The organism is Ideonella sp. FW305-24 (genome assembly GCF_058788035.1).
The window spans coordinates 898923-920714 of record NZ_JBYTAI010000001.1; the positions used below are offsets into that span (position 1 = coordinate 898923).

20 protein-coding genes are annotated in these 21792 nt (G+C 64.9%); 12 read left to right on the forward strand and 8 right to left on the reverse strand.

Features of this window, described 5'->3' with window-relative positions:
• The 5 genes from AC3WR5_RS04000 (at position 1) to AC3WR5_RS04020 (ending at position 8095) form a co-directional block, all read left to right on the forward strand.
• A complete protein-coding gene (locus tag AC3WR5_RS04000; protein WP_492482047.1) occupies positions 1-753 on the forward strand; it encodes an SDR family oxidoreductase in 753 nt (250 codons plus the stop codon).
• A gap of 227 nt (positions 754-980) precedes the next feature.
• Positions 981-1664 carry a DUF6624 domain-containing protein gene (locus AC3WR5_RS04005; protein ID WP_492482049.1) on the forward strand — a complete coding sequence of 228 codons (684 nt, stop codon included), beginning with the start codon at positions 981-983 and terminating at the stop codon, positions 1662-1664.
• A 296-nt stretch (positions 1665-1960) separates the two neighbouring features.
• Positions 1961-3913, forward strand: coding sequence for an amidohydrolase (locus AC3WR5_RS04010; RefSeq protein WP_492482051.1), 1953 nt, complete (start codon positions 1961-1963; stop codon positions 3911-3913).
• 73 nt (positions 3914-3986) lie between these two features.
• Positions 3987-4664 carry a DUF1275 family protein gene (locus AC3WR5_RS04015; RefSeq protein ID WP_492482052.1) on the forward strand — a complete coding sequence of 226 codons (678 nt, stop codon included), beginning with the start codon at positions 3987-3989 and terminating at the stop codon, positions 4662-4664.
• Between the two features lie 455 nt (positions 4665-5119).
• A complete protein-coding gene (locus tag AC3WR5_RS04020; RefSeq protein ID WP_492482054.1) occupies positions 5120-8095 on the forward strand; it encodes a sensor histidine kinase in 2976 nt (991 codons plus the stop codon).
• A 21-nt stretch (positions 8096-8116) separates the two neighbouring features.
• Here AC3WR5_RS04020 and AC3WR5_RS04025 read toward each other — a convergent pair whose 3' ends face one another.
• Both AC3WR5_RS04025 and AC3WR5_RS04030 read right to left on the reverse strand, forming a co-directional pair.
• On the reverse strand, positions 8117-8299 hold the full coding sequence (locus AC3WR5_RS04025; protein ID WP_492482056.1) for a hypothetical protein: 183 nt from the start codon (positions 8297-8299) through the stop codon (positions 8117-8119).
• A 30-nt stretch (positions 8300-8329) separates the two neighbouring features.
• Positions 8330-9136 (reverse strand): alpha/beta fold hydrolase, encoded by an 807-nt coding sequence (locus tag AC3WR5_RS04030; protein ID WP_492482058.1) that lies wholly within the window; start codon positions 9134-9136, stop codon positions 8330-8332.
• Between AC3WR5_RS04030 and AC3WR5_RS04035 the strand changes: the two genes are divergently transcribed.
• From AC3WR5_RS04035 to AC3WR5_RS04045, 3 genes are all read left to right on the forward strand, one after another.
• A complete protein-coding gene (locus AC3WR5_RS04035) occupies positions 9135-9617 on the forward strand; it encodes a DUF1427 family protein (RefSeq protein WP_492482060.1) in 483 nt (160 codons plus the stop codon). The genes AC3WR5_RS04030 and AC3WR5_RS04035 overlap by 2 nt on opposite strands.
• A complete protein-coding gene (locus tag AC3WR5_RS04040; RefSeq protein ID WP_492482062.1) occupies positions 9614-9856 on the forward strand; it encodes a DUF1427 family protein in 243 nt (80 codons plus the stop codon). The genes AC3WR5_RS04035 and AC3WR5_RS04040 overlap by 4 nt, the downstream gene beginning before the upstream one ends.
• 307 nt (positions 9857-10163) lie before the next feature.
• Complete coding sequence (locus AC3WR5_RS04045; RefSeq protein ID WP_492482064.1) at positions 10164-10817, forward strand: isochorismatase family protein; 654 nt, start codon at positions 10164-10166, stop codon at positions 10815-10817.
• A gap of 193 nt (positions 10818-11010) precedes the next feature.
• Here the strand turns inward: AC3WR5_RS04045 and AC3WR5_RS04050 are convergent, their stop codons facing one another.
• Both AC3WR5_RS04050 and AC3WR5_RS04055 read right to left on the reverse strand, forming a co-directional pair.
• Positions 11011-11907 (reverse strand): alpha/beta fold hydrolase, encoded by an 897-nt coding sequence (locus AC3WR5_RS04050; RefSeq protein ID WP_492482066.1) that lies wholly within the window; start codon positions 11905-11907, stop codon positions 11011-11013.
• 296 nt (positions 11908-12203) lie between these two features.
• A complete protein-coding gene (locus tag AC3WR5_RS04055) occupies positions 12204-12824 on the reverse strand; it encodes a pyridoxamine 5'-phosphate oxidase family protein (protein WP_492482068.1) in 621 nt (206 codons plus the stop codon).
• Positions 12825-13130: 306 nt separating this feature from the next.
• Between AC3WR5_RS04055 and AC3WR5_RS04060 the strand changes: the two genes are divergently transcribed.
• On the forward strand, positions 13131-13598 hold the full coding sequence (locus AC3WR5_RS04060) for a nuclear transport factor 2 family protein (RefSeq protein WP_492482616.1): 468 nt from the start codon (positions 13131-13133) through the stop codon (positions 13596-13598).
• 78 nt (positions 13599-13676) lie between these two features.
• On the opposite strand, the gene AC3WR5_RS04065 is transcribed toward AC3WR5_RS04060, so the two are convergent.
• On the reverse strand, positions 13677-14063 hold the full coding sequence (locus AC3WR5_RS04065) for a hypothetical protein (RefSeq protein ID WP_492482070.1): 387 nt from the start codon (positions 14061-14063) through the stop codon (positions 13677-13679).
• 277 nt (positions 14064-14340) lie between these two features.
• On the opposite strand from AC3WR5_RS04065, the gene AC3WR5_RS04070 reads away from it, so the two are divergent.
• Positions 14341-15066, forward strand: coding sequence for a sensor histidine kinase (locus tag AC3WR5_RS04070; RefSeq protein WP_492482072.1), 726 nt, complete (start codon positions 14341-14343; stop codon positions 15064-15066).
• Between the two features lie 9 nt (positions 15067-15075).
• Here the strand turns inward: AC3WR5_RS04070 and AC3WR5_RS04075 are convergent, their stop codons facing one another.
• On the reverse strand, positions 15076-15717 hold the full coding sequence (locus AC3WR5_RS04075; RefSeq protein ID WP_492482074.1) for a response regulator: 642 nt from the start codon (positions 15715-15717) through the stop codon (positions 15076-15078).
• 300 nt (positions 15718-16017) lie between these two features.
• Here AC3WR5_RS04075 and AC3WR5_RS04080 point away from each other — a divergent pair, with 300 nt between their 5' ends.
• The gene (locus tag AC3WR5_RS04080) at positions 16018-17709 is read left to right on the forward strand and encodes an ATP-binding protein (RefSeq protein ID WP_492482076.1); all 1692 of its coding nucleotides are present in this window, start codon (positions 16018-16020) and stop codon (positions 17707-17709) included.
• 55 nt (positions 17710-17764) lie between these two features.
• Positions 17765-18631: a proline iminopeptidase-family hydrolase gene (locus tag AC3WR5_RS04085; protein ID WP_492482078.1), complete on the forward strand. Its 867-nt coding sequence runs from the start codon at positions 17765-17767 to the stop codon at positions 18629-18631.
• A 92-nt stretch (positions 18632-18723) separates the two neighbouring features.
• Here AC3WR5_RS04085 and AC3WR5_RS04090 read toward each other — a convergent pair whose 3' ends face one another.
• Positions 18724-19650 carry an alpha/beta fold hydrolase gene (locus tag AC3WR5_RS04090; RefSeq protein ID WP_492482080.1) on the reverse strand — a complete coding sequence of 309 codons (927 nt, stop codon included), beginning with the start codon at positions 19648-19650 and terminating at the stop codon, positions 18724-18726.
• A 152-nt stretch (positions 19651-19802) separates the two neighbouring features.
• Complete coding sequence (locus AC3WR5_RS04095; protein WP_492482082.1) at positions 19803-21785, reverse strand: M13 family metallopeptidase; 1983 nt, start codon at positions 21783-21785, stop codon at positions 19803-19805.
• Positions 21786-21792 lie beyond the last annotated feature (7 nt).

The window sequence follows — 21792 nt, forward strand, 5'->3', positions numbered from 1 at the left end:
ATGACCAACAAACTTACCGACAAGATCGCCCTCGTGACCGGCGGCACCAGCGGCATCGGGCTGGCGACCGCCAAGCGCTTCGTCGCCGAAGGCGCCCACGTCTTCATTACCGGCCGACGGCAGGCGCAGCTTGCCGCGGCAGTCGCAGACATCGGTCGCAATGTCACGGGCGTCCGCAGCGACGTTGCCAACCTGCAGGACCTCGATCAGCTTTTCGCCACGATCCAGAAAGAAAAGGGCCGACTTGATGTGCTGTTCGCCAACGCGGGCGGCGGTCAGGTGGCGGCGCTGGGCCAGATCACCGAAGCTCACTTCGACAGCATCTTTGACACCAATGTGCGCGGCCTGGTGTTCACCGTGCAAAAGGCAATACCGATCATGCCAAAGGGCGCCACCATCGTGCTGAATGCGTCGACGACTTCCATCAAGGGCACACCTGGGTTCAGCATCTACAGTGCCAGCAAGGCGGCGGTGCGAAATCTGGCGCGAAGCTGGATGCTGGACCTGAAAGATGCGGGCATTCGCGTCAACGTGCTGAGCCCGGGCGTGGTGCCCACGCCGGCCTATGAGCTGCTGGGCTTGACGGGCGATCAACTCGAAGGCTTCATCGAGATGCAGGCGCGGACGATTCCGTTGGGCCGCGTCGGCAGGACCGACGAAATCGCCAAGGCGGCAGTGTTCCTTGCCTCTGACGACAGCAGCTTTGTCAATGGCATCGAACTGTTCGCCGACGGTGGCATGACGCAGGTATGACGGCTTTGTGGCAGATGATCGCCGTGCGGTTTGAAGGCAGCCGCAACGCGATCGGGCGAAGCGGGACTGATCTTCCACAGTGACCGCGGCAGACAACACGCCAGCCAGGACTTCCGGGGCGTGCTGCCCGAGTACGGCATCACGGCCTCGATGAGCCGCAGGCCCGATGCAGTTGGAGGAAAATTGGCTGGCCCGTCAATCAAAGCAAGCCAGCGCGTGGAGCAGCCATGGGACACGGCATCCAGGGGCAAGGTCTATGCAGCGGACCGAGAAACCGCCTCGCGATGTCTTGTCCGCTGAATTCGTTTGCATCGAAGTCCGCCAACCAAGTGAACAATATCCTCAGGAATCAACTGCTTGCCATGGCCTCCAGGGACGAGCGGGTCCGTGCCGAGCTGCAAGCCGAGGGCACGCTGCTCGAGGGCTACCACCCGCGCATGGAGGCAGTTCATCGCGCAAATGCGGCCGATCTACGCGCGCTGATGGAAGAGCACGGTTGGCCGAGCGAGGCCTTGGTGGGGCCGGAGGGTGCAGAGGCAGCGTGGCTGGTGCTTCAGCACTCGATTGCCGAACCCGCTTTCATGCGCCACTGCCGCACATTGATTGATGAAGCCAGCCGCATCGGGCTCGTTCCACGATGGCAGTTTGCCTACCTGGATGATCGAATTCGTGTCTTCGAAGGCAAAGCGCAGCGCTTCGGTACGCAGTTCGATCTCACACCTGATGGGCCAGAGCTCAATGCACTGGAAGACCCGAGCCAAGTCGACAGGTGGAGAAGGGAGGCAGGTCTGGGGCCTGTCAGCGAAGTTTTGTCGCGGGCCCGGGGTCTCCCGCTCCCCTCGCACGAGGAGTACGCATCCAAGCAAGTCGCCGGCGATCTCTGGCGCCGCGATGTCGGTTGGGTCACATGAGTCGATCCACTCCCAAGCAGCGCATTGGTCAGGCCGCGATCAAGGCCTGACTCAAATCGATCAGACTCCAAAGCCCTTCCCGCGGTAAGCGCGCCGCCGAGCCATCGGGTCGGGCCATCGAAGTTCAATCTCCAAAAGGCCGAGTTCAGGTTGCCCATTCGGGGGCTGTTTGCCCCAGGCCCCGTCGCCTATCTTCCAGTGATTCGGACACAAGGAAGAAGCAGCATGCGCCTGACGCACCTCATCAAGCACGTCGACACCCCGCGCCACGCGGCCGCGCATGAAGGGAGTGCGCCATGACGCGCCGCCGCGACGTGTTGCAGGCGCTTGGTGGTGCAGCGATCTGGCCGGTGGCATCGGCCACCGCATCCGCGAAGGACAGCCCGCTCGTGCACCCAGACCTCATCCTGACCAACGGTCGGTTCACCACGCTGGATCGCACCAATCCCAATCCGCAGGCCGTCGCCATCACGAACGGCCGCTTCAGCGCCGTCGGCGATGCCAAAGACATCCTGGCCACGCGTGGCCCGGCCACCAAGCTGATCGACCTTCGCAACAGGCGCGCCATTCCCGGCCTGATCGACAGCCACATCCACGTGATCCGCGGCGGGCTGAACTACAACATGGAGCTTCGCTGGGATGGCGTGCCCTCCCTCGCCGATGCCATGGAGATGCTGCGCAAGCAGGCCCAGAACACGCCGGCGCCGCAATGGGTGCGCGTGGTGGGCGGCTTCACCGAGCACCAGTTTGCCGAGAAGCGGCTGCCAACCATCGACGAGCTCAACGCGGTGGCCCCAGACACACCGGTGTTCATTCTTCACCTGTACGACCGCGCCCTGCTCAACCGGGCCGCGTTGCGCGCGGTGGGCTACACGCGTGACACGCCGAACCCTCCGGGCGGCGAGATCGTGCGCGACGGGGCGGGCGAGCCCACCGGCCTGCTGATGGCACGCCCGAACGCCACCATCCTGTACGCGACCCTGGCCAAGGGACCCAAGCTGCCACCGGAGTACCAATTGAACTCCACGCGCCACTTCATGCGCGAGCTGAACAGCCTGGGCGTGACCAGCGTGGTGGACGCGGGCGGTGGGTTCCAGAACTACCCCGATGACTACGAGATCATCGAGAAGCTCCATGCAGACGGTGAGCTGACGCTTCGCATCGCCTACAACCTGTTCACGCAAAAGCCCGGTGGCGAAGTCGACGACTTCTCGCGCTGGACCAAGAGCGTCAAGCCCGGCCAGGGCGACGACACCTATCGGGTGAACGGCGCAGGCGAGATGCTGGTGTATTCCGCCGCCGACTTCGAGGACTTTCGCGAGCCCCGGCCCGAGATGCCCCCCAACATGGAGGGCGACCTGGAGCGCGTCGTCCGCCTGCTGGCGCAGAACCGCTTCCCCTGGCGGCTGCACGCAACCTACAACGAGACCATCGATCGCGCATTGAACGTCTTCGAGAAGGTCAACCGGGAGATTCCGTTCGACGGCCTGCACTGGTTCTTCGATCACGCCGAAACGATCACGCAGAAGAACATCGATCGCATCGCGGCCCTGGGCGGCGGCATCGCCGTCCAGCATCGCATGGCCTACCAGGGCGAGTACTACATCGACCGCTATGGCCAGAAGAGCGCCGAGGCGACACCCCCGATCTCGAAGATGTTGGCCTCCGGTGTGCCGGTTGGGGCCGGCACCGACGCCACGCGCGTGGCCAGCTACAACCCCTGGGTTTCGCTCGCCTGGCTGGTCACCGGCAAGACTGTTGGCGGCGCGCAGCTCTATCCGCCGAACAACCGCCTCGATCGCGAGCACGCACTGCGCCTCTGGACGGAGGCCAACACCTGGTTCTCGAACGAACAGGGCAAGAAGGGCCGGATCGCCGTGGGCGAGCTGGCGGACCTGGCCGTGCTGTCTGAAGACTACCTCCAGGTGCCCGAGAGCGATATCGCGCAACTCTCCTCGGTCATGACCCTGCTGGGCGGCCGCGTGGTCCATGGCAAGGGCGACTTTGCGGACTTCGCCCCACCCGCTCTCCCCGTGCTGCCTGACTGGTCGCCAGTGAAGCGATTCGGCGGCTATCAGCAGCGCAGGCTGGGGCAACCGGGTGCCGCTCGCATGGCATCCATGTGCGGCTGCAGCGCCGGCTGCAGCGTGCACGGACATGACCATGCCGCCGCCGCCCGACGCGATGTGCCGACGAGCGATGCACAAGGCTTCTGGGGCGCGTTTGGATGCGGATGCTGGGCCGTTTGAGCGTGGACGGCGGCCGTACCATGGCGCGCGGCGCTCTTCGATTCAACCTGGATACAAGGCAAGGGAATTTCCAATGAAACTGAGCGTTCCTGTCTTCATGAGCTTCACAGCGGGCTACATCGACACGGCGGGCTTTCTTGCCCTTCAGGGCCTGTTCACCGCGCACGTGACCGGGAACTTCGTGACGCTGGGCGCCGCCCTGGTCCTCGGCACCTCGGGAGCCACGGCGAAATTGCTGGCGCTTCCCGTCTTCTGCGCGGTCATCCTCGTGACCCACCTGGCCTCTTTCCCGGTGGCCAGGGCCGGGTTGCCGGTGCTGCGCACGATGCTGTCACTGCAGGTGCTGCTGCTCCTGTTCGGGGCCGCGCTGGCGATCTTCGTGGGGCCGCAGCAGAAGGGAGATGACGTCCTCACCATCGTGGCCGGCATGTCCTTCGTTGCCGCGATGGCCATTCAGAACGCTGCCTCGCGCCTGCACCTTGGCAGCGCCCCGCCAACCACCTTGATGACCGGTACGACGACGCAAATCATGATCGACATCGCGAACCTGGTTCGCGGACTGGAGGGCGAAAAAAGGCAGGAGGCAAGCACTCGCCTGTCGAAGATGCTCGCCAACGTGGCGGCGTTCGCAGCGGGCTGTGCGGCAGGTGCCATCCTGTACAGCCAGTTGAGCATGTGGTGCTTCGCGATCACGCCCGTGCTCGGGCTCGTGCCCATTCTGGCAAGGGCAACGCGCGCAGCCGCACCCTGACCAGCCGGCAGCGTTCCGGCTGCCGTGCTGCGTCCACCGCCAAACCGGGCTCGGTAGTCATCTGGCGTGATGCCGAGCCGTTTCACGAACAGCTTCCTCAACGACTGCTCGGTCGCAAAGCCGACCCGGCATGGCCGCGCGGCCCGCCGGTTCCGCCATCGACATCGACATCGGTTGATTCGCGTTCGAAAGCACCCACGGCGCGTTCTGGCTGCCGCAGCGGCTCGTGCTCTGGGTCGCCAGATGCACGCGGTACTGCGACTGCCCACCCGGACGTTTCAAGATCCCAGCGGGTAAGCTGGCGGGTCATGCACATACTGGTATCGCGCCGCAGCACTCGCCCATGCCGAAGCCTCCACTCGCACGCGCGCAGCACGCGGCCCGCGGCGCGCCACGGAAAGTCAATCATCTCGCGTTGGCTGGCAGGGCTGGTCTGGACGGCCCTCGCCCTCAAGTTGACCAGCGCCTCAGCGCTTGCAATCGCGGACTACGAGCACACCGTCTGGGGCGAGAAGGACGGCCTTGCAGCTGCGGCGGGTCAATTCATCCAGGTGCCGCACGGCATGCTCTTGATGCGGACCACCGTGGGCCGCCAGGTCTTCGATGGCGTTGAGTTCCACTCGTTCAACAAGGCGCCGGCGGGCGGGCCGTTCGTGGACTCCGCCGACGTGCTGGGACAGACCAGCCCCACGGGAGCGGTCTACTACATCCATCCCGAGACGCTCCGCCTGATGCGGAGGTGGCAGGGCCGCACCGAAGCGGTCGAGGACAAGTTTGGCGCAGGTCCTTACGCCAGGTTCATCTTCGATCAGCAAGGGGTTGGGTGGTATCACCAGAGAGGTGTCCTTCTTCGGCTCGAGGGGCTCCATCTCGAGGCCCTCGATGATTCATGGGGCATTCCAAAGGGGACGAGGGCAATCCACCGTCCGGTCGTTGACGCGCAAGGGGCTGTCTGGTTTGTCAATCCTGTCGGCCTGTACAGGCTGCCCAGGGGCGCGCGGGTGTTCGAGCGCGTTGACGTGCGGGATTGCGAGCAGATTGCCTTCGCGCCGGATGGATCGCTGTGGTGCACAGGCGCCGAGGGCATCGCCGTGATCGACATGAAAGACGGCCGCCCTGTCAGCCAGCGGCGCCTAACGCGGGCGCCCCACGGCATCATGTTGTTCGACAGCCGGGGCGGCCTCTGGATGCATTCGCTGATCGGCATCGAGCATGCGGCCGACTGGCGACGCGTTCTCGCGCCTGGAGGCGTCTCCGCCCTGCAGGCAGACGCCATCACGCCTGAGCGCGGCCTGTCGTCTCTTTCAGTGAACGACTTGCACGAAGATGCCGACGGGAACATCTGGCTGGCAACCGCAACTGGCATCGAGCGGTTTCGGCTCCCGCGCTTCACGCAGGCGAAGTTCCCGCGTTACGTGACCTCTGCCGAGCTGACACCCGATGCCGATGGCGGTCTTTGGCTGGGCCAATGGAACAGCAGTTTGAAGTACGTCGCCAATGGCAGCGTCAAGGAGATGCCCCAGATCAAGGACGTCACGAGCATCCGGCCCGGCGCAAATCATCGGATCTGGGTGTCGACCCAGAACGCGCTGTGGCGCAAGGAGGCGGGTGCCGACTTCACCCTTGTCCCGACGCCCGATCTGTCATGGCGTGGGCAAATACATCAGATTGCTGAAGATGACACGGGAGCCGTGTGGCTTCAGGCTGGCGATCAGTTGCTGCGCCTTCAAGACGGTCGCATTTCTCAACCCAGGGGGCCTGTCACGCCGCCTGCCGATGGACGCTACATCCTCCATGCCGACACGCAGGGCCAGCTCTGGTTTGCCGGCAAAGCGCGCCGCGGTCCCTTCGTGCTGCGTGGGGGCCTGTTCCGCGAGATCAGGTCCGAGCCCTACCATGACACGGTGACCGAAGCCTGGGTGGCCTTCGCGCGCGGCGCAAGGGTCTGGATCGGCGGGCTGAACGGCGTGGGCGTTTTCGAGGGAGACCAGTTCCGCCCCTTGCAGAGCAAGGGCAATGTTCTCAAAGCGATCACGGGCATCGTCGAGACGCCGCAGGGTGATCTGTGGCTGTCCGGGCTGAACAAGGTCTTTCACATTCCCGCAGCAACGCTCAAGGCCGGCTTGAGCGGGCAGGCGGTGATGCCCAAGGTCTATGACCACCATGACGGGCTGCACGGCGTCGCAGATCCCGGGGATGCGCCCAGGTTGGCCCGGGATGCCGCGGGCCTCATCTGGGCCTCGACCAACGAAGGTCGCTTCTGGATCGATCCCGGTGTCAAGCAGGCCGTGCCCAAGCCACCCGTGGCACAGGTCTGGGCGGTCAAGAGCGATGGCGCGATCACGCCAGCGGGAGCCGGGGTGCAACTGTCCGCCAATCCCGGCCAGATCGAGTTCAACTATTCGGCGGCGGCGCTCTCCATCGCGAACCGGGTTCGCTTTCGGTATCGCATCGAGGGCATCGACAGCGAGTGGCAGGAGGCCGGGGCTCGGCGCACCGCGTACTACACGCAGTTGCCGCCGGGCCGCCATCGTTTCGAGGTCATGGCCAGCAACGAGGATGGCCAGTGGGCCGAAGTGCCCACGTCGCTGACGTTCGAGGTGCTGCCGGCCTGGTACCAGACGCTCTGGTTTCGCATGCTCGCGCTGTCGCTTGTGCTCGGATGCCTCTGGCTGGTCTACCGGCTGCGCGTGGGTGTCCTGAGGGCTCGCGAGCGGTCGCGCATGCGCGAGATCCTGGCGGAGCGCGAGCGCATTGCGCGAGACCTGCACGACACCTTGCTGCAGAGCATGCAAGGCGTGATCCTTGGATTCCAGGCCGTGGCCACCGCATTGCCGGCCCAGGACAACACCCGCGGTTCGATCGAAAGCCAGCTCGACCACGCCGACCAGATGCTGGGCGAGGCACGCGACCGGGTGCGCGATCTGCGCAGCACGGATGCCGACGCCGTCGGCCTGCGCGAAGCGTTCGAATCGGCCGCAGCCCAACTGGCGGGAACAGCACAGGTGGAGATCGTGGAGGCCGGGCGAGCTCGGGCCCTGAGGCCTCTCACCCGCGACCGCATCTACCTGATCGGCCGTGAGGCGCTGCTGAATGCCGTGATCCACGGCAAGGGCAGCGACATCCGCGTGGACCTGCAGTTCGAGTCGCGCCGATTCACCCTGCGCGTGCACGACAACGGCCCGGGCATGGCCCCGGAAGTTCTGGCGGCTGGCGCCCGCCCCGGCCACTACGGACTGCTGGGCATGCGCGAGCGAGCCGCGCAGATCGGCGGCAGCCTCACGATCACAAGTCGACCCGGAGGTGGCACAGAAGTCGAACTTCGCGTGCCTGCCGCCCAGGCTTTCGAGGGCACCGCGTCGAACAGGCCATGGCGCCAGATCTTGCGAATCCCCAGAGAAGGTCGCCAGCCGATGCGCCGGCAGGCATAGGCAAGAGCTGCAACGGACCGCCTATTGCATGCACCAACTGAGGTACTCGCGATTGGTGAACCGATAGGGCCCGCACGCAAAGACCGGACTGGTAGCAGCACGGCCAGCAGCGCCGCCACCGGCGGCAAACAGGATGACGCCGTGCCCCCTGCAGGCCACGAAGATGAGCAACCCCAGCGCAAAGAGAACGATCAGGAGAGACATCGAGTGGCTCCAGTGCGGTTGGTCGGCCGACTAAGTGCCCAGGCCCTTGACGGCGGCCAGGATGACATTCGCCACCTCGGCAGGCTTGGCCATCATCACGGCATGGCCCCCGTCAAGACTGGTGACCTTGGCACCCGCGCGTTGCGCCATGGCTTTCTGCGCGAGCGGTGGAATCATGTGATCCTGCTCGGCCAGCACATACCAGCTGGGCTTGCTCCGCCAGGCCGCCACCCCCACCTTGTCGCCGAAGCTGCGCCCTTCGATGGGCTTCTGGCTCACTGCCATCAATCGGGTCCTGGCCGGCGCCAGGTCCTGCGCGAAGTGCTCCCCGAAGTTCCTGGCACTCATCCACAGATAGCCGTGTGAATCCGGCTCGATGCCGGCCAGGCCCGGGGGTTGTGGCAGGTCCTTGTTGGCGGAGAGGTCGTTCACCGATTCGCCATCCGTCGGCGCAAAAGCCGCGACGTAGACCAGGCCCGCGACCTTCTCCTGCCGCCCCACCTCGGTGATGACCACGCCACCCCACGAATGGCCGACCAGCAGCACCTTGCCCGCTTGCCTGTCGATGGCTCGCTGCGTGGCGGCCACATCGTCGGCCAGCGAACTCAGCGGGTTCTGCACCGCGACCACCGTCAGCCCCTTTTCCTGAAGCAGCGGGACGACATCGTTCCAGCAGGAGCCGTCTGCCCAGGCGCCATGCACCAGGATGACGGAGACCTGTTGGCTCGCAGCTACCGCTGGCGCCGCAGCGACAACACCCGGACTCAGCCAGGCGCTGAACACCAGGCCGGTCGCGATGGAGAAGGCAGTCAGCTTGGGAACAAGGGGGGCATTCATGGCAGTTCCAGTCATCAAAATAAGAGCATTCAATATCCTTGGAAGCTGGGTCGCCAGCTTCCTCCCGGGGGTTGGTGCCACCTCCTCCGTTGGTGGCAAGCGCTGCTTGACGGCTGGCGAACTCGATCGCCAGGGCTGCGCCGAGCAAGCTGCGACTCAAGTCGGCGACCTGCCCCTTCTGGCCACTGTGGTGCCTTCCTCCGTGCACACAGCTGCACGCCTCACGCCCGGCACACTCGAAGCGAACAGCGACGGGAAAGCCAGCTGGCACGCACTGCTGCGCGGGTGCCCGTTCCAACTCGGGGATGAATCCATGAACGACCTGTTGATCTCACTCGCGCTCGGCCTGGGCATTGGCGTCGCCTGCCGCTGGTTCGACCTGCCACTGCCGGCGCCGCCCAAGCTGGTGGGCGCGCTGCTTGTCCTGTCCATCACCCTCGGCTTCGCCGGCGTTGACCACCTGCTGCGAGGCGCCGCATGAACGCCGGCTCGACACAGAAGACCAGGATCGTGATCGGGCTGCTGCTGGGCGTGGCGATTGGCGCGCTGTGCCGCTGGGCCGGCATCCCGTCGCCAGCACCGCCCGTGCTGGCCGGTGCGCTGTTGGTGGTGGCCATGACCCTCGGGTACATCGCCACGGATCGCTGGGTCGCGAAAAGGGAAGCCAGGCACCGGGACCTGTGCGGCGGGCCGGACGGTTCGCTCAAGCAAGGCCGGTGACATCGCCGGGCTCTCCCTGCCGGACCTCGCAGCGCGGCTCTACCCAACCGCGCGCGCCTGCGCCCCTTACGCCCAGAGGCCTAGCGCGCGCCAACCCGAGTGCGGGTGCCGGCAGGTGATCGGTTCGGCAAAGTGGCCAGACATTGCCCACCTGCTCCGAACGCGGTGCCGGAAACAACCGGCGGTCGCCTTCGTCACAGGCGGGTGGTGGTGGCGGGTAAGTCGGACCTGCCCGTGGCGCACGCCGCAGGCTCCGTCCGCATCTTCAACAACGCCTCGAAGCGAGGCTCATACGCAAAGGTCATACATGGCACACGTACTCACCACCGGCGGCGGAAAAGCGCTGCTCGATGCCTCCGACGTCGCGATCCTGCTGCTGGATCACCAGTCAGGCCTGCTCCAGACCGTGAAGGACATCGAGATCAGCGAGCTGAGGGCCAACGTCGCATCCCTGGCCAAGGTTGCGGCCTTGATGGACATCCCGGTCATCACCACCGCATCGGTGCCAGATGGCCCGAACGGTCCGCTCATCTCCGAGATCGAGCAGTTCGCGCCTCGCGCAACCTACGTTTCACGCAAAGGGGAGATCAGCGCCTGGGACAACGAAGACTTCGTCAAGGCCGTGCGCGCCACAGGCAAGAAGACGCTGGTCATCGCCGGCATCTGGACCAGCGTCTGTGTGATGTTCCCGGCCCTGGACGCAGTGGCCGCTGGATTCAAGGTCTATGCGGTCATGGACGCCTCTGGCGACCCCAGCGAGCTGACCTCGCGGGCCACGCTGGCTCGGTTCACCCAAGCCGGTGTGGTGCCCACCAGCATCAACGCGATGGTTTGCGAGCTGCAGAGAACCTGGAACCGGCCCGACGCGGCAAAGTACGCCGAGATCTACGCCCTCTTCTCTCCGCACTACGCCGCCGCCATTGAGAGCTACCAGCGCGCGCAGCAGGCTGCGAAGGCATAACTCGGACGGTGCGGCACAGGGAGAGCCGCCCGAGTCTTGGGCGAGTTCTCAGCCGAGCCATGTGAAAGGGCCGCGGGATGGTGCAAGAACACCACCCGGCGGCCCTTTTGCACTGGTTGAGAAAAGCAGTCAGACCACCTTGGCGGCGGTCTGACACTGATCATTCAACCTGCCCGACGCCGTGGCCCGACGTTCAGCGGACCACCCTCTGCAGGAACTCACGGATCAGGTCGCCAATCTGCCGGCCGTGGTCTTCGAGCGCGAAGTGGCCGGTGTCGAACATGTGGATTTCGGCGTTCGGCAGGTGACGCTTGTACGGGGGCGCCCCGGCCGCAGGGAAGATCTCGTCATTAGCGCCCCAGGTGATCAGCATCGGCGGCTGGTACTTGGTGAAGTACTCGTGCCACGACGGATACAGCGGGACGTTGGTCCGGTAGTCGTAGAACAGATCGAGCTGGATCTCGGCGTTGCCAGGGCGGTCGAGCAGGGCCTGGTCGAGCGTCCAGGCGTCGGGACTGACCAGCGACATGTCCTTGAATCCGGTGCTGTACTGCCAGTACGTTGCCTTCAGCGTCGTCAGCCACCGGATGGCCTCGCGCTCCTTGGCGGCACCGGTTTCCCAGTAGGCCATGATGCCGTCCCAGAACGGGTGCCCGAAGCCCTCCATGTACGCGTTGCCGTTCTGAACCACAAACGCGGTGACGCGCTCCGGGTGCTTGACCGCCAGGCGAAAGCCCACCGGGCCGCCGTAGTCCATCACGTACAGCGCGTACTTCTCGATGTCGAGCTGGCAGGTCAGCTTGTCGACGATGTTCGTGTAGTTCTCGAAGGTGTAGGCAAACTTCGTACGATCAGGGCTCTCGCTCTGGCCGTAGCCCGGGTAGTCCGGGGCGATGACACGAAACTTGTCCGCCAGCTGGGGAATCAGGTTGCGGAACATCTGCGACGACGTGGGGAAGCCGTGCAACAACAGAAGCACCGGGGCGTCCATCGGACCCGCATCCCGGTAGAAGACTTCGATGCCGTCGACCTTCACTCGTTCATACCGGATGTCGGTCGGCGATGATGTGCGGGGGGTAAGCTGGTCCATGTGATTCCTCGTCAGTAGATGGTGGGGCGCCTCCGGTCTGCGGATGCAGCAAGCCTGGAGGATGTCGTCATGACATCGCGTCTCAGCGTGTGATGACGGACGTTTCAAGGTTAGACACCAGCACTGCGAGGCACATCCTGCAGAGGGTGGTGTCGAGGGTGGCCTTTGGATGGAAAGGACAGCAGGCATGGCGCGAGCCGGATGCGTGAGACCACGCTGATGCACACCAAGAGGCACCTGAATTCACAACCCGGAAGAACTGGGAGCCGTGATGAATCACAACACCGCGATGGTCGTCACGGCATGCCCGGGTCCGAACCACCGGCAGCTCTCTTCCTCAGCGCCGCCAGCTCCGCGACCATTGGCGCGGTCATCTCACGGATCTCGGTCTCCGTAAAGCGCGGCGTGATGTGCTGAGGGCAGTTCCAGTCAAAGGCTTCTACCCCGATGACGATCGCGCGCTCGGCCCTGCCGGCATATCCAGGAACCTGGAGCGACCGGACCAGATCGGGATCAACGGCGCGGTCAATGACCCGCGCGCGGCCCCAGATCTTGAGGCGACCGGGGTCAGCGTGATTGACCAGGATCAGTGCGACCCGGCCATCGGCATCGAGATTGCCAACGCTGACATATTGCAGATTCCCGCGGAAATCGGCGAACCCGATGGTCCTGGCATCGATCACCTTCAGAAAGCCCGGCGGTCCCCCACGAAACTGGACATAGGGCCATCCCGTCTCGCCGACGCTGGCCTGGAAAAATCCGTCCATTCCTTCGATGAACTCGGTCTCGGCCTGCGTCAGCTCTTGCTGGCGCGCCGTCGCCGTCTCGAAGCTCCGGTTGGCCTGCCGGGAGCCGTAGCGTTGCTGGGCTGCCTTCACCGAAGGCGTGAATGTGATCTCCGCGAATGCTCGTGGCATGAAATCTCCAACGGGTTGTCCAATGTGAAAGGCTGTGAAGTCGCCGCCTGCAGACAGCCGACAGGCCCCGCACGTCCCTTTGCGACGGCCACGCCGCAAGCGTAGAAATGCGCCGGCGATGCGGACACACCCCCAGGACCAGCACAAGGTTGCAACTTTGGGTCAACCGTCTGGACGACGGACATTCGCCCCGCACGGGTGGCTACCTCACTTGGACGCAAGGGCCGCTATGCCTCCGGCTGGGTGACGATTGCTGCCAGGCGGGCAAAGATTGGCCACCTCAACTTCCGACGCCGGGATTCCGCCATGGAAACACGTCCTCCACTTCCTCCCTTTACCCGCGAGACCGCGCTGCAAAAGATCCGTCTGGCCGAAGACGGCTGGAACACGCGAGACCCTGCGCGTGTGGCGCTGGCCTACAGCGAGGACACCCGCTGGCGCAACCGGACGGAGTTCCCGACGGGCCGGCCGGCAGCGCAGGCGCTGCTGGAGCGCAAGTGGCAGCGAGAGTTGGACTACCGGTTGATCAAGGAACTCTGGGCTTTCGACGGCAACCGGATTGCCGTCCGCTTCGCCTACGAATGGCACGACGACGCCGCGAACTGGTACCGCAGCTATGGCAATGAAAACTGGGAGTTCAATGCGGCGGGGCTGATGACGCATCGACACGCCAGCATCAACGACCTGCCCATCGCGCAAGCGGATCGGAAGTTCTTCTGGCCCCTGGGCCGGCGGCCCGACGATCATCCCGGACTGACTGAACTGGGACTTTGAAGGTCCGCGCCTCCTTGCGCCACAACTTGCCGTTCGCCAGCGCAAAGCCCTTCGGTCGCGGCTGGGCGGCATCAGCCCCTACTCATCGCCACTTTCGTGATGCTGGGGGAAGATGATCTTTCGTCGCCCGAACAAGCGGGCATCCAACGAATAGGCCCCGGGGCCCAGCATTGCGAGCGCCGCGGCCTCAAGGATCGTGCAGACGGGCCCCACGTCCATCTCGCCGGTGCCATTGACGCAAATCGCCAGGACCAGGGGCACGCACAACGCCGAGAAGACGGGCGTGAAAAGCCCGATCCAGAGCGCGATCGCCACCGTCCAGGGCGCCAGCATGGCCACACCGGATGTGAACGGGCCAGGAGGCCGGAGTGCGCCGTCCAACAGGAGAACGCTCAGCGCAATCCGCATGATGAGCAGCGCGGCGCCCGGTGGCCCGCCAGGGAACGCGGAGAACAGTCTTTGCATTTGCTCGCATGCTATGAAGACGCCATCGAACGGAAAATGCCAATCCGGGTAACGGCCACTCAGCCCTTGGAGTGATTTCGAGTGCCGCGCCGCTCGATAGAGTCGAATTCACCACCATTCGAGTCGAGCGCCAATGAAGCGAAGCCTGCGGCGGTTGCCATGGTGCCGGCTTGTCTGCCTGCTCAGTTGTGGCAGCGTTTGGGGGGCCGACCAGGGCCCGGCGCCGCCGCTCGCCTTCATCCGCTCAGATGGGTTCATCGTTTTCTGCGGCGTTGGCGTGGCGCTGCTGGCCTTGGCCGCTTTCCGGTTCTGCGTCCAGCGGGCCGCCGCTCGCATGCGCGCCCGCTGCGAAGAACGCATGGCCGAGCAAACATGCATCGCACGGGAACTCCAGGACACGCTGCTGCAAAGCACACAAGGCCTGATCCTTCAGTTCCAGGCCGCGGTGGACCACATGTCCCCCGAGGATCCGGCCCGCGCCGCGCTGCTGGAAGCGCTGGACCGCGTCGAAGCCATGCTGACGACAGGCCGCGAGAGGGTGCTTGACCTGAGGACCTCGGAGGAGCCGTTGGGCGACCTGCCGGTGGCCTATGCCGCCACCGGCGAAGCGCTGAGGCAAGGCCGCAATGTGACCTTCCGCACCATCGTCGATGGCACGGCACGTGACCTCCAGCCCTTCGTCAAGGCCGAGCTCTATCGCATTGGCAGGGAGGCGCTGCTCAATGCATTTCGCCACGCACATGCGGCCACCATAGAACTCCAGATCGTCTATGGAGAAGACACGCTGAGCATCCGCATCCGCGATGATGGAACAGGTGTTGATGCGCACATGCTCGGGCAGGACAAGGGCCCCGCTCACTGGGGTGTCGTTGGCATGCAGGCGCGCGCGGCGCGAATCGGCGCCCGGCTCGATTTCTGGAGCCGCGCGGGTGCCGGCACCGAAATCGAGCTGCGCATTTCGGCTGCGCTTGCCTACAAGGCGTCGGCGAAGATCCGCCAATGAAGGCGCTGCTCAGAGTTCCTCGTTGAGGATGCCCCGGCGCATCGCGATGACGACGGCCTGGAGGCGGTCACTCGCACCGAGCTTCACGAGAATGCTCTTCATGTGGGTCTTGACGGTCTCTTCCGAAACCCCGAGGCGATCGGCGACCTGCTTGTTGGCGCCACCTGCGGCCACCTCGCCAATGACCTCCACCTCGCGCGGCGAAAGCGCTTCGTCGGTCAGGCGCAGGGAAAGCTCCTGCGCCACCTCAGGCGCGATGAAGCGCCTGCCGCCATGCACGGTGCGCACGGCGGCCACCAGTTCCTTGCGAAGCGCGTTCTTCAACAGGTAGCCGCTGGCACCGATCTTGAGCGCACGAAGGGCTTGCACGTCACCGCGGTAGGTCGTCAGCACCACGATGCGCGCCGAGGGATCCCTGCTCAGCATTTCACCCATCGCGGCCATGCCATTCATGCGTGGCATCTGCAGGTCCATCAGCGTGACATCGGGCCTGTGCTGCTCGAACAGCGCCAGCGCTTCAATGCCGTCGCCCGCCTCGGCGACCAGGGCCATGTCCGGCTGGCCGGAGATGACCGCCGCAATGCCCGCGCGCACCATCGGGTGGTCGTCGACAACGAGGATGCGAATGGGGTTGTCGGGAAGCTCTGACATGTGGGGTAGCGCGCCCTGAAGCGTTCAAGGTTCTTGCGGGACGTTAACGCCCCACCGGGACCATCGTCAACCTTGCAGGCGCGGCACTCCCTCTATCGAGTGAGACGCCCGTCCCTGCGTCGCGGCTGGCGAGGCTTGACCATGCTCCCTAAAGTCCTGATCCATCAAGTCACCTCATGTGGCCGATTGGAAATCACGATCGATTGCGAACGGAACCCTCGCCAGACAAGTCAATGCGCAGGCATGGGCATTTGTGTTGCCGCGGCGATTTTCCCAGATGTGAGGTCTGCACCTCGTGTGATGGAGAAGATCATGAAGCCTGAACTGAGAGATGTCGCGCCGAATTCATATGAATTTGGAAACTTCGTTCTCGTTCCTGAGCGTCAGGCGCTGCTGGAAAGCGGTACGCAGGTCCGGATTGGCGGCCGCGCATTCGAGATGCTGACCGTCCTGGTGATTTGCGCCGGCGAAGTGGTGAGCAAGCGCGAACTGCTTGAACGTGTCTGGCCGGACACGGTGGTCGAGGAAAGCAACCTCAAGGTGCACATGGCGGCGCTGAGGCGTGTGCTGGGTGACGATCCATCAGCAGCCAGGTACGTCGCGACGGTGACGGGGCGCGGCTACCGATTCATCGCAGAGGTCACGGCCCACACCTCGCCCGCGGGGCGGGCATCTTCTTCGACGTCAACGCCACGGCGCAGCAATTTACCGGCCGGTCGCGCGAGCGTCCTGGGCAGGGACGATGTGATCGACATGTCGTGGGATGAGTTGACCCAATGCCGCCTGATTTCCATTGTTGGCGCGGGCGGCGTGGGAAAGACCACGGTAGCGCTCGCGGTGGCCGAGCGAGCGCTGGGTGTGTTCAAGGATGGTGTGTGGCTGATCGATCTGGCGTCACTCACAGAACCCCACGAGATGCCCGGCACAATCGCCAGCGCGATGGGTCTTGCATTGCATGCTGGCGAATGGGCGGCATTGTGCGAACACCTGCGCGAACGCACGCTGTTGCTCGTGCTCGACAACTGCGAACACCTCATCGATGAAGCGGCCCACTGCGCCGCCCAGGTTCTCGCGAACGCGGCCAACGTCAAGATTCTCGCGACGAGCCGAGCACCGCTGCGGATTGCGGGAGAGCGAGTGCGCAGGCTTGCAGGACTGTGCGCGCCGCCTCGATCAGAACGTTTGAATGCGACACAAGCGCTGCGTTTTCCCGCGATCCAGCTCTTCGTGGAGCGGGCGACATCGAGCTTCGAGCAGTTCAAATTCGGCGACGCCAACGCAGCCGCAATTGCGGAGGTCTGCAGAGGGCTCGACGGCCTCCCGCTGGCCATCGAACTGGCAGCGGCATGCATACCGGCTTTTGGCGTCAGCGGCCTGCTGAGGCAACTCGATAATCGCACCCATCTCCTGACGGGTCGCCGCGCGGGTCCAGAGCGCCATCGGAGCCTGGCTGCGAGCTTCGACTGGAGCCATGCCCTGCTTTCGGAAGCTGAAGCCACCGTCTTGCACGCCGTCTCGGTGTTCGACGGCGAATTCGATGGCGCGGCCGCCGCGGCCGTCACGGACCTGAGCCTTGACCAAACGACGGAGGCGCTGGGCACGCTCGCCGAAAAGTCGCTCGTCACGGCAAATTTTGGTGGCCCCACAGTCAGCTACTTCCTCCCGGAAACGACAAGGCACTGCTGCCTTGAGCGCCTGGCGCTGAGCGGGCAGGAACACCTGGTTCGCTTCAGGCTCGCGCATCACAGGCGTGGCGCACTCGACCAGCAAGGCGCGGCCCTTTCGCCGCGGGACACAGGCCCGCAACCACCGAACTCCCCGTGCCGCCACTGCGGCACGACACGCGGAGCTGCCTGCGCGGCGCCGCCAATCACCCCCTCCAAGGGCCATCATGACCAGTCGAAGAAACTTCCTGAACACCTCAGCCGCTGCAGCGGCTGCCACGCTCGCGTCCACGCCGGCCCTTGCCGCACGGCGGCCACCATCGCCTGACATCGCGACCCCCGTTCCCGATGGCCTCAATCCCGTTGGCGTTCGCACGGCAGGCGTGCGCCTGGTCCCGGTCGTCGGCGGCAAGTACAAGGTCTGGACCAAGCGCGTCGGCAACGGCGCGACCAAGGTCTTGCTGCTGCACGGTGGCCCCGCCTTCTCGCACGAATACCTGGAAGTCATGGCGGCATTCCTGCCCGAGGCCGGCTACGAGATCTATTTCTATGACCAGCTGGGCGTCAACAACTCCGATCAACCGGCCGATGCGTCGCTGTGGACAGTGCCGCGCTACCTGGAGGAGGTGGAGGAAGTCAGGCGTGGCCTGGGCCTCGACAAGTTCGTGCTGTTTGGCCACTCGTGGGGCGGCGTGCTGGCCATCGAGTACGCGCTGAAGCACCCCCAGGCGCTGAAAGGCCTGGTGATCTCCAACATGGTGGCCGGCATGCAGGCTTACCTGAAGCGGGTCAACCACCTCAAGGAGACCTTGCTGCCTGCGCCGCTGCTCAAGCAGATCAATGCACTCGAAGAGGCCAAGGACTTCGACAACCCGGCCTATGAGCAGATCATCATGGCGCACCTGTACAACAAGATCATCTGCCGGCTGGATCCCTGGCCCGATGCGCTGATGCGCAGCTTCAAGCACATGAACAAGGACATCTACATCCAGATGCAGGGGCCCAGCGAGTTCGAGGTGAGTGGCAGCCTGAAGGACTGGGAACGCTGGGATCGCCTGAAGGACATCAAGACCCGCACCCTCATCCTCGGCGCCATGCACGACACCATGGATCCGGAAGACCTCCAGCGCATGGCAAAGATGATGCCGAACGCCAAGGCGGAGATCTGCCCCAACGGCAGCCACCTGGCGATGTGGGACGACCAGGCCGCCTACTTTGGCCACCTGCTGCGCTTCCTGGCAACCGTCTGATTCGCCAGTCAGCCCGGCGCCGCAACGCTCGCTCGCAGCCCTGGGCTGGCAACCCACGTGGCGCTGGCACCGCCGGCGCCACATGGCATGGGTCATTGGAGGTTGCGCCCGAGGAAGGCCATCATCCAACGCGCAATTTCGTCGCCATGCGAGGCCAATGCGAAGTGACCGGCGCCATCGATCATGTGGACCTCCGCCTTGGGCAGGTCGCGCTTGAATGCCTCTGCGCCGGCAGGCAGAAAAAATGGATCGCCAGCGCCCCAGACCGCCAGCAGCGGCGGCTGGTGCTTGCGGAAGTAGTCGTGCACCGCCCCGTACTGCTTCAGGTTGGAGCGGTAGTCCAGCAGGATGGCCAGCTGGATGTCTTCCTGGCCCGGGCGATCCAGGAATTGCTGGTCGAGCAGGTAGTCGTTCGGGTCGATCCGGGACGGCTCTTTCACACCTTCCAGGTATTGCCATCGGGTGGTCTCGAGCTTGAACAGCTTGCGCAAGGGATCGCGATGCTGCGGCGAAGGGTCCGCCCAGAATTCGCGCATCGGTGCCCAGCCAGGGCTGAGGCCCTCCTCGTACGCATTTCCGTTCTGCGACACGATGGCTGTGATCCGGTCTGGATGGGCAACGGCCAGCCGCCAACCGATGGGCGCGCCAATGTCGAAGACATAGAGCGCATAGCGTTTGACCGCCTTCACCTCGGTGAACCGGTCGACCACCTGCGAAAGCTCGTCGAAGCTGTAGTGAAAGGACGCGCCATCCTTCACCTGCGTCAGGCCAGAACCCGGAAGGTCGGGCGCAAGGACGCGGTATCGAAGCGCAAGCTTCGGAATCAGCGCCCGGAAAAGGCGGGATGACGTGGGGAAGCCGTGCAGCAGCAGCACCACAGGTGCATCCGCAGGGCCCGCCTCGCGATAGAAGATGTTGTGGCCATCCACCTCCGCAAACTCATGTCGCACGACCACTTCGGCATTCGCGGGCGAGGCGGCATGCACCTTGGCCCCCACGAGCAGCAAAGCGAGCGCCACCAGGAAAATCCATCGGAATGTGTTTCGGAGTGAGCGCATGGCAGGTTTTCTGGTGAATGACAAAGCGTGGGCGATCGAAAGAATCCCTCATTGAGGACCCTGAATGTGTCAAGTCTGATGAAGCCGCGTGCGGCGGACCAGGTGGCGGCCCGCTACCAGAAGTGGACCCGGGCCTCCGGGGCCAGGTAGAGCTTGTCTGTGGGCTGAACGTCGAAGGCCTTGTACCAAGCGTCCATGTTGCGCACCACGCCATTGAGCCGGAACAGCGGCGGCGAGTGGGCGTCGATCAACACGAGTTGACGCAGCGTGCCTTCGCGGATCTTGGTGCGCCGGAAGCGCGCATGCGCGAGGAAGAAGCGCTGGTCACCGGTGAGCCCATCCAGCACCGGTGCGGTGCCGTGCTTCTGCTGGTAGAGCTGGTAGGCGAGATAGGCTGCTTCCAGGCCGCTGAGGTCGCCGATGTTTTCACCCATCGTGAAGGCGCCGTTGACCTTCAGGCCTGGCAGCACCTCATAGGCGTCGTACTGCTGGCGCAGCGCCGTGGTGCGGGCCTGATAGCCGGCCTTGGCGGCATCGGTCCACCAGTTCTCCAGCTTGCCTGTGGGTCCGTGGCCGCTGCCCTGGTCATCGTAGGCATGCCCCATCTCATGGCCGATGAGCGCGCCGATGGCGCCATAGTTCACCGCTGGGTCCGCATCGGCCTCGAAGACCGGCGGCTGCAGCATCCCAGCCAGGAAGGTGATCTGGTTGGTGGACGGGTCGTAGTAGGCATTGGGTGTTTGCGGCAGCATCAGCCAGCGCGCTTTGTCCACCGGCTTTTCGAGCTGCGACACGGCCCGGCTGCGCGCCAATGCCGCATGGCTCATCATGCTGGCGAGCAGGTTGGCACGGGATATCTTCAACGCCGAATCGTCCACGCGGTAGGCCGGCGCACCGATGCGGGCTTCAAAGGCGTCCAGCTTGGCCAGGGCCTTTTGCCGGGTGGGCGCGTCCATCCAGGCGGACTGCCTGATCAGCATGCCGTAGGCGGTGCGCAGGTTGTCCACCAGCTCTGTGACCTGCGCAGCGGCGGCCGGCGGGAAGTTGCGCGCCGCATAGGCCTGGCCCACGGCTTCGCCCAGCACGTTGTTGACCAGTTGAACGCCGAGCGCCGAGCGGAGCCGCTGCCGCTGCACGCCGTAAAGCGTCTTGCTGTGGAACTCGAAATGGGCCTGGCCAAAGGCCTTGGGAAGGTAGGCCGCGTTGTCGTTGACGAAGCGGAAGGCAAGGTAGTCCTTCCAGGTTTGCAGCGGGGTCTCGGCATAGATCCGGCCAATGGCGATCACCGCGGTGTTGTTGCCCAGCACCACCGCGCGCGGCGACTTGAAGCCGTAGGCTGCGAGCCAGCGCTTCCAGTCGAACTGCGGGACGGTCGCCTGCAGCGCAGCCAGCGTCTTCGGGTCGTTCATGCGGGCCTCGTCGCGCGATTGCGTGCCGGACCAGTGCACCCGCGCCAACGCCGTCTCCAGCGTCATGATGGCTTCGGCCCTGGCGGCCGCAGCGTCGAAGCCGGCCAGCGCCAGCATGCGCTGCACGTATGCGCGATAGGCCTGGCGGTTGGCTTGGTACTTCTCGCCTTCGAGCAGGTATTGGTCGCGGGTCATGCCCAGTTCGCCCTGGGCAACGGCGATCACATGATGGTCCGGGTTCTCGAAACCCGGCACGACGTCGATGGCGATCGGCGAGGCGTACCCTGGCGCCGCGAAGAGCGCCTGAAGGTCGGCGCGGCTTGCGACAGCGGCGGCGCGCGCAAGGTAGGGCTTCAGCGGCTGGACACCACGCGCCTCGATCTCGGCAGCGTCCATCCAGCCCGCGTACAGATCGCCAGCCATGCGCATCGAGGCGCTCACCGTTTCCGGATGGGCCGCGGCCATCTCCAGCAGTTCGCGCACTTTCGCCTCCGCGTCGGCCGAAAGCTGGGCGCTGGTGCCGACCACCTCGCGATCCGCCGGGATCTCGGTGCGCGCCGCCCACCTGCCGTTGGCGTAGTGCCAGAAATCATCGCCTGGCCGCACGGTCTCGTCGCGTGCGCTCAGGTCGATGCCGCTGGGCAACACGGTGGCCGGGGCCGGTTGGCCCCAGCCGGAGATGGACATGGCCACT